This window comes from Streptomyces soli (genome assembly GCF_003999195.1).
Lineage (GTDB): Bacteria > Actinomycetota > Actinomycetes > Streptomycetales > Streptomycetaceae > Actinacidiphila > Actinacidiphila soli.
This window is the reverse complement of record NZ_RJVR01000255.1, coordinates 1-10299: the sequence shown is the minus strand read 5'-3', so window position 1 is coordinate 10299 and position 10299 is coordinate 1. Positions and strand designations below refer to the sequence as shown.

Below are 10299 nucleotides of genomic sequence, written 5' to 3'. Positions count from 1 at the left end.
GCGGCATTGTTCGGCATCTCCGACTCCGCGGTGCACCGCGTCATGGATCGCCTCGCCGAACCGCTCGCGCAACTCCCGGGCCCGCCGCCGACCCACCGCAGGCAGCTGTGGCTGGTCGACGGCACGCTGATCCCCGTCCACGACCATAAGTTCACGGCGAAGTCGAGGAACCACCGGTGCAGCGTGAACGTGCCGATCGTGTGCCGGGCAGTCGTCGCGGTCGGCGCCGCGTGGCCGGGAACACAAACGACGTTGTCGTGTTCCGTGAAACGTTGGGAAAATCGCTACCCGAGCATCCGAGGATCTCCGGCGACGGCGGCTACCGCGGCACCGACCGCATCCGCAGCCCGCGCCGAGGACCGAGCGCCCGCATCATCAAAGACCGCAACTACTGCCGGTTCCGCAAACGCCGCGTCGTCACCGAACAGACCATCGCCCGCCTCAAAGACAACCAGATTCTCCGTCAATGCCGCCGCAGAGGATCCGGCATCAACCTTGCCGTCGCCGGCGTCGCCGCGCTCCACAACCTGAAACTCGACATCCGCTGACCGGGCGTAAGGCCCACCCACCACAGGGAAGCGCCCCCGTCCACGATTACGGGATATCTCTTAGCTGCCGGCCGCTCGGCTCAGCTCGACGGCGGTGATGCGGCCGCCGAGGCCACCGCGTCCTGGCCGCGCTGGACGATGCGGCTGAAGGCGTAGGCGCCGGCGTCGGTGCCGGCCTGGCGGGCGACGGTGTCGGAGTCGGTGACGGCCTGGTTGTTCCTGAGGCCGGCGATGGTGAAGTAGGCGTAGCGGCCCTTGGCGTTGGTGGTCAGGCGGCAGGACGTCGCGCGGCAGAACGCTGCCTGGCCGCCGCCGGCGAGGGGGAGGACGTAGCCGTTGGCGTGCTGCTTGACCTGGTCGGCGTGGGCGGCGTCGTCGAAGACGGCCACCCCGACCGTGACGGCGACGGTGCCGCGGACGTAGGTGACGCGGAAGAGGTGGGAGCAGCCGTACTTCTTCAGGATCGCGCCCAGGGTGCCGGAGGCGGCCGAGGTGCAGGAGTTCGTGCCGACGGAGGCGGTCTTGGTGTAGGTGCGGGCGCCCTGGGCCCAGGAGAGCTTCTTCTTCTCGGGGAAGAGGGTGTTGACGCTGAGCGGGGCGGTGTCCTTCTTGGCCGTGGAGATGAAGTCCAGCGCGTTGTACGTCGGGGCGGGGGTCACCGACGGGAAGGACGGCTGGGGCGGCAGCGCCTCGGTGGTGGCTGCGGTGGCGGTGGGGGAGGCCACCGGCTTCTTGTGGTTGGAGCTGACGACGGCCGTCGCGACGATCCCGGCTATCGCGGCCACCGCGAGTGCCCCGCCCCCGACGAAGAGCAGCTTCCGCCGCCTTGCCCGGGCCTCCGACTGGTCGGCCAGCGCGGACCAGTCCGGCTCGGCCGACGCGAAGGGCGCGGGTTGCACGGAAGGGCCCCGCGTGCCCTGCCCGGGGATCGGCGGCGCCCAGTCGGCGGGCGCGTTCCAGGACGGTGCCGCCTGGGACTGCTGCGGCTCCCCGACGACATTGCCGCGGAGCACCTGAGGCTGCTGAGGCGCTGCCGGCGGGGTCTGCCAACCCTGCTGGCCCTGCTGGGGGTTGTGCGGCTGCTGTGGCCCTTCAGTCATGGCGCGGATTCTATAGGGCCTGGCCGGTGGATCTCCGTGGCGTCGCGTGCCCTGGCACTGGGGGCACTCCCCGGCCGAAGGCTGGGGGCGCCCCCACCGCCTTGCGATCGCACGCACCAGACCCCGCTCCTTCCCCACGGAGATCGACCTGGCCAGGCCCTGAGCGAAAACCAGTTTGGCCGCACGCGCGTGCCCGGCGAGAATCCACACCCATGGGACATGTTGAGGCGGCACATCTGGAGTACTACCTGCCGGACGGGCGGGTGCTGCTCGGCGACGTCTCGTTCCGGGTGGGGGAAGGCGCCGCGGTGGCCCTGGTCGGGGCGAACGGAGCGGGGAAGACGACGCTGCTGAGGCTGATCAGCGGGGAGCTGAAGCCGCATGGGGGCGCGGTGACGGCGAGCGGCGGGCTGGGTGTGATGCCGCAGTTCGTCGGGTCGGTGCGGGACGACCGGACGGTGCGGGACCTGCTGGTGTCGGTGGCCCCGCTGCGGATCCGGGAGGCGGCCAGGGCGGTGGACGCCGCCGAGCTGGCGATCATGGCGCAGGACGACGAGCCGGCGCAGATGGCGTACGCGCACGCGCTCGGCGACTGGGCCGAGGCGCAGGGTTACGAGGCCGAGACGGTCTGGGACATGTGCACGATGGCCGCGCTGGGCGTTCCGTACGAACGGGCGCAGTGGCGCGAGGTCAAGACGCTGTCGGGCGGTGAGCAGAAGCGGCTGGTGCTGGAGTCGCTGCTGCGCGGCACCGACGAGGTGCTGCTGCTGGACGAGCCGGACAACTACCTGGACGTACCCGGCAAGCGGTGGCTGGAGGAGCAGCTGCGGCAGACCAAGAAGACCGTGCTGTTCGTGTCGCACGACCGGGAGCTGCTGGACCGCTCGGCGGAGAAGATCGTCAGCGTCGAGCCGGGCCCGGCGGGCAGCGATGTGTGGGTGCACGGCGGCGGCTTCGGTACGTATCACGCGGCCCGGAAGGAGCGCTTCGCGCGCTTCGAGGAGCTGCGGCGGCGCTGGGACGAGGAGCACGCGAAGCTGAAGAAGCTGGTGCACACGCTGCGCCAGCAGGCCGCCATCAGCCCCGACATGGCGTCGCGCTATCACGCCGCCCAGACCCGGCTTCGGCGCTTCGAGGACGCCGGGCCGCCGCAGGAGCCGCCGCGCGAGCAGAACATCTCGATGCGGCTGGCGGGTGGCAGGACCGGTGTGAGGGCGGTCACTTGTGAGCGGCTTGAGCTGACCGGGCTGATGAAGCCGTTCGACCTGGAGGTCTACTACGGGGAGCGCGTCGCGGTCCTCGGCTCCAACGGCTCCGGCAAGTCGCACTTCCTGCGGCTGCTGGCCGGCGAGCCGGTGAAGCACGCGGGGACCTGGAAGCTCGGCGCGCGGGTCGTGCCCGGGCACTTCGCGCAGACCCACGCGCACCCCGAGCTGCTCGGCCGCACCCTGGTCGACATCCTGTGGACCGAGCACGCGCGCGACCGGGGCAAGGCGATGGGCGCCCTGCGGCGGTACGAGCTGGAACGCCAGGGCGACCAGCGCTTCGACCAGCTCTCCGGCGGCCAGCAGGCCCGCTTCCAGATCCTCCTCCTGGAGCTCCAGGGCACCACCGCGCTGCTGCTGGACGAGCCCACGGACAACCTTGACCTGGAGTCGGCGGAGGCCCTCCAGGACGGCCTGGAGGCCTACGACGGGACGGTGCTGGCCGTGACCCACGACCGCTGGTTCGCCCGCTCCTTCGACCGTTATCTGGTCTTCGGTTCGGACGGTACGGTGCGTGAGGCGACGGAGCCGGTGTGGGATGAGGCGCGTGTGGCGCGGGAGCGGTAGATTCCCCCACTTCGCCCCTTCCCGAAACCAGCGGCTCTGCCCGTGGGGTCCCCCAGCCTTCGGCTGGGGGACCCCACGGGCTGGGTTTGCCGGGTTGCTGCCCGCCGAGGGCACCGCACCGTTTTGACCCCGCCCCCGCGGGGCGGCTATTCTGCTATTTCGTTATGCGTATTGGCTTGCTCGTTCTCACGTGAGAGGCCGCTACGCCGGTCCACCGGGCCGATGACCAGCGTTCGTCCTGCGGTATGCGTCACCGCAGGCGACAAGGCTGTCGTGATCGTCCGGGTGGCCTTGTCAGGACTCACTCACTGAAGAAGCGAAGGCTATGACCGCGCGTACGTTCAGCCCCAAGCCCGGCGATGTCCAGCGCCAGTGGCACGTCATTGACGCGCAGGACGTTGTCCTGGGCCGTCTGGCCACCCAGGCAGCGAACCTCCTCCGGGGCAAGCACAAGCCGTATTACGCGCCTCACGTTGACACCGGTGACTTCGTCATCATCATCAACGCCGACAAGGTGCACCTGTCCGGCAACAAGCGGACCCAGAAGCTCGCCTACCGCCACTCCGGCTTCCCGGGTGGTCTGCGGTCCGTCCGCTACGACGAGCTGCTGGACAAGAACCCGGAGAAGGCCGTCGAGAAGGCCATCAAGGGCATGATCCCCAAGAACACCCTGGGCCGTCAGATGCTCTCGAAGCTGAAGGTGTACTCGGGCTCCGAGCACCCGCACGCCGCGCAGCAGCCGGTTCCGTTCGAGATCACTCAGGTCGCGCAGGGCTAGTCCCAGCCACCAACATCACAGAAAGCAATCTGAGGAGAATCGTGGCTGAGACCACCCCCGAGGCCGTCGTCGTCGAAGACGCCGAGGTTGTCGAGATCGTAGAGATCGTCGAGAACATTGACATCCCGGAGGAGTACACCTCCGAGTCGCTCGCGGGCCGCTTCGGCGACCCGCAGCCGGCTGCCGGCACCGGCCGCCGCAAGGAGTCCGTTGCCCGCGTCCGGATCGTCCCGGGCACCGGCAAGTGGAAGGTCAACGGTCGCACCCTTGAGGGTTACTTCCCCAACAAGGTGCACCAGCAGGAAGTCAACGAGCCGTTCAAGATCCTTGAGCTCGACGGCCGTTACGACGTCTTCGCCCGCATCAGCGGCGGCGGCATCTCCGGCCAGGCCGGTGCGCTGCGCCTGGGCGTGGCCCGTGCGCTGAACGAGGCGGACACGGACAACAACCGCGCGCTGCTCAAGAAGGCCGGCTTCCTCACCCGCGATGACCGCACGGTCGAGCGCAAGAAGGCCGGTCTGAAGAAGGCCCGCAAGGCGCCGCAGTACAGCAAGCGCTAATCCCGCTCGCTTTTGCGCCGTACGCCCCGGAGGCACTTTGTGCGCCTCCGGGGCGTACGTGTTTCAGGGGCAGGCGTATATCTGGGGTACCTGGGGGACGACCAGGAGCCGGGATCGAGCCGGACCGGCACGGCACACACTCGGAGGATGCACTGTGGGACGACTCTTCGGTACGGACGGTGTGCGCGGCGTCGCCAACGCCGATCTGACGGCCGAGCTGGCGCTCGGGCTGTCGGTCGCGGCAGCGCATGTGCTCGCCGAGGCGGGCACCTTCGAGGGCCACCGGCCGGTGGCCGTGGTGGGGCGGGATCCGCGGGCGTCCGGAGAGTTCCTGGAGGCCGCAGTGGTGGCGGGCCTCGCGAGCGCGGGCGTGGACGTCCTGCGGGTCGGGGTGCTGCCCACCCCGGCGGTGGCGTATCTCACGGGCGCGCTGGGCGCCGACCTCGGCGTGATGCTCTCCGCGAGCCACAACGCCATGCCGGACAACGGCGTCAAGTTCTTCGCCCGGGGCGGTCACAAGCTCGCCGACGAGCTGGAGGACCGTATCGAGGCCATATACGACGAGCACCGGACCGGCGCGCCCTGGGACCGGCCGACCGGGGCGGGCGTGGGCCGGGTCCGCGACTACGAGGAGGGCCTCGAGGAGTACGTGGGCCATCTGCTCACCGTCGTCCCGAACCGCCTCGACGGGCTCACCGTGGTGCTGGACGAGGCGCACGGCGCCGCCGCCCGCGTGTCGCCCGAGGCCTTCACCCGGGCCGGCGCCACGGTCGTCACGATCGGCGCCGAGCCGGACGGCCTCAACATCAACGACGGCTGCGGATCAACGCACCTCGACCTTCTCAAGGCTGCCGTCGTCGAGCACGGCGCCGACCTCGGCATCGCCCACGACGGCGACGCCGACCGCTGCCTCGCCGTGGACGCGGCCGGCGAGGAGGTCGACGGCGACCAGATTCTCGCCGTACTGGCCCTGGCCATGCGGGAGGCCGGCGACCTGCGCAAGGACACCGTCGTCGGCACGGTCATGTCCAACCTCGGCTTCAAGCTGGCCATGGAGCGCGAGGGCATCGAGCTGATCCAGACGGCGGTCGGTGACCGCTACGTCCTGGAGGAGATGAAGGCCCGCGGCTACGCGCTCGGCGGCGAGCAGTCCGGCCACGTCATCATCCTCGACCACGCCACCACCGGCGACGGCACCCTGACCGGGCTGCTGCTGGCCGCCCGCGTCGCCGCCACCGGACGCCCGCTGGCCGAGCTGGCCGGCGTGATGCAGCGGCTGCCGCAGGTGCTGGTGAATGTGCGCGACGTCGACAAGACCCGGGTGGGCCTCTCGCCCGAGCTCACGGCGGCCGTCGCCGAGGCCGAGGCCGAACTGGGCACCACCGGACGCGTGCTGCTGCGCTCCTCGGGCACTGAGCCGCTCGTACGGGTCATGGTCGAGGCCGCTGACATCGACCACGCCCGGTCGGTGGCCGGGCGGCTCGCCGACGTCGTGAAGTCGACGCTGGGTTAAGAGGCCGCGCGAACGAATAGGTGGGGCGGCCTCGCGTCCGTGGCCGGGTTGGGCCAGCCCGTCCCGCCTTGGGGGTCACCGTCCACCCCCGGGCTGGGGGAGGACGGCCTACTCCCCAACCCAGGGGTGGAGGCTAAAGCTTGCGCAGCGACAGGCGCTGGACCTTGTGGCCGGGGCCCTTTCGGAGGACGAGCGAGGCGCGCCCCCTCGTCGGGAGCACGTTCTCGCGGAGGTTGGGCTCGTTGATGGCGCGCCAGGTGTGACGGCCGTAGGCCATCGCCTCCTCCTCGGAGACCTCGGTGTACTTGTGGAAGTACGAGAGCGGGTCCTGGAAGGCGGTCTCGCGGAGCTTGCGGAAGCGGGCGAGGTACCACTGCTCGATGTCCTCGGTGCGCGCGTCGACGTAGATGCTGAAGTCGAAGAAGTCGGCGAGGCCGACCCGGGTGCGGCCGTCCTTGCCGGGGAGGGCGGGCTGGAGGACGTTGAGGCCCTCGACGATGAGGATGTCGGGGCGGCGGACGACGAGGCGTTCGCCGGGGACGATGTCGTAGATGAGGTGGGAGTAGACGGGCGCGCTGACCTCGTCCTTGCCCGCCTTGACGTCGGCGACGAAGCGGGTGAGGGCCCGGCGGTCGTACGACTCGGGGAAGCCCTTCCTCGACATCAGGTCGCGCGCCTGCAACTCGGCCTTGGGCAGCAGGAAGCCGTCCGTGGTGACCAGTTCGACGCGCGGGTGCTCGGGCCAGCGGGCCAGCACGGCCTGGAGGATACGGGCGACGGTGGACTTGCCGACCGCGACGCTGCCCGCGACGCCTATGACGAACGGGGTGCCGGACTGGGCGCCGTGGCCGTTGCCCGCGTCGCCGAGGAAGGTGTTGAGGGCGCCGCGCAGGCCGCTGGTGGCGCCGACGTAGAGATTGAGCAGCCGGGACAGCGGCAGGTAGACGTCGCGGACCTCGTCCAGGTCCACCACGTCGCCCAGGCCGCGCAGCCGTTCGACCTCCTCCGCCGTCAGCGGGAGCGGGGTGCGATCGCGCAGGGCGCTCCACTCGGCACGGGTGAGGTCCACGAACGGGGTCGGCTGGGCGGAGGTCATCATCGGCGGCACGGGCCCATTGTTGCGCAGGCGGTGTCAGCGTCCCGTCACCCGGCTCGCCTACGCCGTATGCGGACTGATGGCCGGCGGCCCGGTGGCCACGCCCGCGCTGTGGTCGCTGCTCTGGGCGGCCGGGATAGCGGTGGTGTTCTTCCCCCTGGCGATGCGGGCCTACCGGGCGCGAATCTGACGTGCCGCCGACGGGCTACTGAGGGCGAGCCGGGACGGCCTACGCTGTCCCCCATGTGCGGAATCGTGGGATACGTGGGCGGCCGGTCCGCCCTCGACGTGGTCATCGCCGGGCTGAAGCGCCTGGAATACCGGGGTTACGACTCGGCGGGTGTCGCCGTTCTCGCCGACGGCGGGCTCGCCGCCGCCAAGAAGGCCGGCAAGCTCGCGAACCTCGAAAAGGTCCTGGAGGAGCTCCCCCTGCCGACCGGCCTCGCCGGCATCGGCCACACCCGCTGGGCCACCCACGGCGGTCCCACCGACGCCAACGCCCACCCGCACCTCGACAACGCCGGCCGCGTCGCCGTCGTCCACAACGGCATCATCGAGAACTTCGCCTCGCTGCGGGCCGAGCTCGCCGAGCGGGGCCACGAACTGCGCTCCGAGACCGACACCGAGGTCGTCGCACACCTGCTGGCCGAGAACTTCTCGTCCTGCGGCGACCTGGCCGAGGCCATGCGGCTGGTCTGCCGACGCCTCGACGGCGCCTTCACGCTGGTCGCGGTCCACGCCGACCAGCCCGACGTCGTCGTCGGCGCCCGGCGCAACTCCCCGCTGGTGGTGGGCGTGGGGGAGGGGGAGAACTTCCTGGCGTCCGATGTCGCCGCGTTCATCGCCCACACCCGCGAGGCCATCGAACTCGGCCAGGACCAGGTCGTCGAGCTGCGCCGCGACCGCGTCACGGTCACCGACTTCGACGGCAAGCCCGCCGACGTACGTCCGTACCACGTCGACTGGGACGCCTCGGCCGCCGAAAAGGGCGGCTACGACTACTTCATGCTCAAGGAGATCGCCGAGCAGCCGAAGGCCGTCGCCGACACGCTGCTCGGGCGGATCGACGCGAGTGGCCGGCTGACGCTCGACGAGGTGCGGATTCCCGACGGGGTGCTGCGGGAGATCGACAAGATCGTCATCGTGGCGTGCGGCACCGCCTTCCACGCCGGAATGATCGCCAAGTACGCGATCGAGCACTGGACGCGGATCCCCTGCGAGGTCGAACTCGCCAGTGAGTTCCGCTACCGCGACCCGATCCTCGACCCCCGTTCCCTGGTCGTCGCCATCAGCCAGTCCGGCGAGACCATGGACACCCTCATGGCCCTGCGGCACGCACGCGAGCAGGGCTCGAAGGTGCTGGCCATCTGCAACACGAACGGCTCGACGATTCCGAGGGAGTCCGATGCCGTGCTCTACACGCATGCCGGGCCCGAGGTCGCGGTGGCGTCGACGAAGGCCTTCCTGACGCAGGTCGTCGCCTGCTATCTGGTGGCCCTGTATCTGGGGCAGGTGCGGGGCACCAAGTGGGGGGACGAGATCGTCGCGGTGGTGCGCGAGCTGTCCGGCGTCTCCCGGCAGGTGGAGGAGGTCCTCGGGACGATGGAGCCGGTACGGGAGCTGGCGCGTTCGCTCAAGGACAAGAAGACGGTCCTCTTCCTGGGGCGGCACGTGGGATACCCGGTAGCGCTGGAGGGCGCGCTCAAGCTCAAGGAACTGGCGTACATGCACGCCGAGGGCTTCGCGGCGGGTGAGCTCAAGCACGGGCCGATCGCGCTGATCGAGGAGGATCTGCCGGTCGTCGTGGTCGTGCCGTCGCCGCGCGGGCGGTCCATCCTGCACGACAAGATCGTGTCCAACATCCAGGAGATCCGCGCCCGCGGCGCCCGCACCATCGTGATCGCCGAGGAGGGCGACGAGGCGGTCGTTCCGTACGCCGACCACCTGGTGCGCATCCCCGCCACGCCGGTGCTGCTGCAACCGCTGGTCGCCACCGTGCCGCTGCAGGTCTTCGCCTGCGAGCTCGCGACCGCACGCGGCAACGACGTCGACCAGCCCCGCAACCTCGCCAAGTCGGTGACGGTGGAGTGATCGTCGGCGTCGGCATTGACGTTGCCGAGATCGACCGCTTCGCAGCCGCCCTGGAACGTACGCCCGGCATGGCCGCCCGGCTCTTCGTACCCGCCGAGCTCTACCTCCCGGGCGGCGCGCGCAGGGGCGTCGCCTCGTTGGCGGCCCGCTTCGCGGCGAAGGAGGCCCTGGCCAAGGCGCTGGGCGCGCCGCCCGGGCTGCTCTGGACGGACGCGGAGGTCGTCACCGAGGACTCCGGCCAACCGCGGCTTGTCGTACGGGGGACGGTCGAGGCGCGGGCCGCCGAGCTGGGCGTGCGGTCGTGGCATGTGTCGCTGAGCCACGACGCGGGAGTCGCGTCGGCGGTGGTCATCGCGGAGGCGTGAGGGCCTGTGCCAGGCGCGCGTTTTCGCGTCCGGCTCGTGGGCTGGTCGGGGGCGGCTGCCGGTTTCGTCCGGCCTGCCGGCCACCGGCCCGCAGGCCGGACGAGACCTCAACCAGGCACGGCTGCCGGCGGCGCGGTTGAATGGGGGACCATGAGGCACGCGTACAGCGTTGAGACCGTACGGGGCGCCGAGAGGGCGCTCATGGAGAGGGTGCCGGAAGGCGCGTTGATGCAGAGGGCGGCCGCGGGGCTCGCGGCGGCGTGTGTGGCGGCGCTGGGCGGGGCGTATGGGGCCAGGGTGGTGGTGCTGGCCGGGAGCGGGGACAACGGCGGGGACGCGCTCTATGCGGGGGCGCGGCTGGCCGGGCGGGGCGCGGGGGTGACGGCTGTGCTGCTCGCGCCGGAGCGGGCGCACCG

At 70.8% G+C, this 10299-nt stretch carries 11 protein-coding genes; 9 read left to right on the top strand and 2 right to left on the bottom strand.

Features of this window, described 5'->3' with window-relative positions:
* The first annotated feature begins 176 nt into the window (after positions 1-176).
* Entirely contained in the window at positions 177-548 is a 372-nt protein-coding gene (locus EFK10_RS26215; RefSeq protein WP_206305594.1) for a transposase, read from the top strand.
* 80 nt (positions 549-628) lie between these two features.
* Here EFK10_RS26215 and EFK10_RS26210 read toward each other — a convergent pair whose 3' ends face one another.
* Positions 629-1648: a hypothetical protein gene (locus EFK10_RS26210; protein WP_127358131.1), complete on the bottom strand. Its 1020-nt coding sequence runs from the start codon at positions 1646-1648 to the stop codon at positions 629-631.
* 212 nt (positions 1649-1860) lie between these two features.
* On the opposite strand from EFK10_RS26210, the gene EFK10_RS26205 reads away from it, so the two are divergent.
* The 4 genes from EFK10_RS26205 to glmM all read left to right on the top strand — a co-directional run bounded on the left by EFK10_RS26205 (position 1861) and on the right by glmM (position 6331).
* Positions 1861-3480 carry an ABC-F family ATP-binding cassette domain-containing protein gene (locus EFK10_RS26205; RefSeq protein ID WP_127358130.1) on the top strand — a complete coding sequence of 540 codons (1620 nt, stop codon included), beginning with the start codon at positions 1861-1863 and terminating at the stop codon, positions 3478-3480.
* A 325-nt stretch (positions 3481-3805) separates the two neighbouring features.
* On the top strand, positions 3806-4258 hold the full coding sequence (gene rplM / locus EFK10_RS26200; protein ID WP_127358129.1) for a 50S ribosomal protein L13: 453 nt from the start codon (positions 3806-3808) through the stop codon (positions 4256-4258).
* A gap of 41 nt (positions 4259-4299) precedes the next feature.
* Positions 4300-4818, top strand: coding sequence for a 30S ribosomal protein S9 (gene rpsI, locus EFK10_RS26195; RefSeq protein ID WP_127358128.1), 519 nt, complete (start codon positions 4300-4302; stop codon positions 4816-4818).
* Positions 4819-4972: 154 nt separating this feature from the next.
* Positions 4973-6331, top strand: coding sequence for a phosphoglucosamine mutase (gene glmM / locus EFK10_RS26190; protein WP_127358127.1), 1359 nt, complete (start codon positions 4973-4975; stop codon positions 6329-6331).
* 133 nt (positions 6332-6464) lie between these two features.
* On the opposite strand, the gene coaA is transcribed toward glmM, so the two are convergent.
* Positions 6465-7430: a type I pantothenate kinase gene (gene coaA / locus EFK10_RS26185; RefSeq protein WP_127358132.1), complete on the bottom strand. Its 966-nt coding sequence runs from the start codon at positions 7428-7430 to the stop codon at positions 6465-6467.
* On the opposite strand from coaA, the gene EFK10_RS52785 reads away from it, so the two are divergent.
* From EFK10_RS52785 to EFK10_RS26165, 4 genes are all read left to right on the top strand, one after another.
* Positions 7390-7617 (top strand): hypothetical protein, encoded by a 228-nt coding sequence (locus EFK10_RS52785; protein WP_322973406.1) that lies wholly within the window; start codon positions 7390-7392, stop codon positions 7615-7617. The genes coaA and EFK10_RS52785 overlap by 41 nt on opposite strands.
* Before the next feature lie 53 nt (positions 7618-7670).
* On the top strand, positions 7671-9518 hold the full coding sequence (gene glmS / locus EFK10_RS26175) for a glutamine--fructose-6-phosphate transaminase (isomerizing) (RefSeq protein WP_127358126.1): 1848 nt from the start codon (positions 7671-7673) through the stop codon (positions 9516-9518).
* Positions 9515-9883 (top strand): holo-ACP synthase, encoded by a 369-nt coding sequence (locus EFK10_RS26170; protein WP_127358125.1) that lies wholly within the window; start codon positions 9515-9517, stop codon positions 9881-9883. The genes glmS and EFK10_RS26170 overlap by 4 nt, the downstream gene beginning before the upstream one ends.
* Positions 9884-10033: 150 nt before the next feature.
* Positions 10034-10299, top strand: a 266-nt coding sequence (locus tag EFK10_RS26165; protein ID WP_322973405.1) for an NAD(P)H-hydrate epimerase, incomplete at its 3' end; no start/stop codon positions are given.

Coding starts and splice junctions, on each gene's coding strand:
- coaA (WP_127358132.1), bottom strand. CDS start 7,430: ATGATGACCTCCGCCCAGCCGACCCCGTTCGTGGACCTCACCCGTGCC.
- rplM (WP_127358129.1), top strand. CDS start 3,806: ATGACCGCGCGTACGTTCAGCCCCAAGCCCGGCGATGTCCAGCGCCAG.
- glmS (WP_127358126.1), top strand. CDS start 7,671: ATGTGCGGAATCGTGGGATACGTGGGCGGCCGGTCCGCCCTCGACGTG.
- EFK10_RS26205 (WP_127358130.1), top strand. CDS start 1,861: ATGGGACATGTTGAGGCGGCACATCTGGAGTACTACCTGCCGGACGGG.
- EFK10_RS26210 (WP_127358131.1), bottom strand. CDS start 1,648: ATGACTGAAGGGCCACAGCAGCCGCACAACCCCCAGCAGGGCCAGCAG.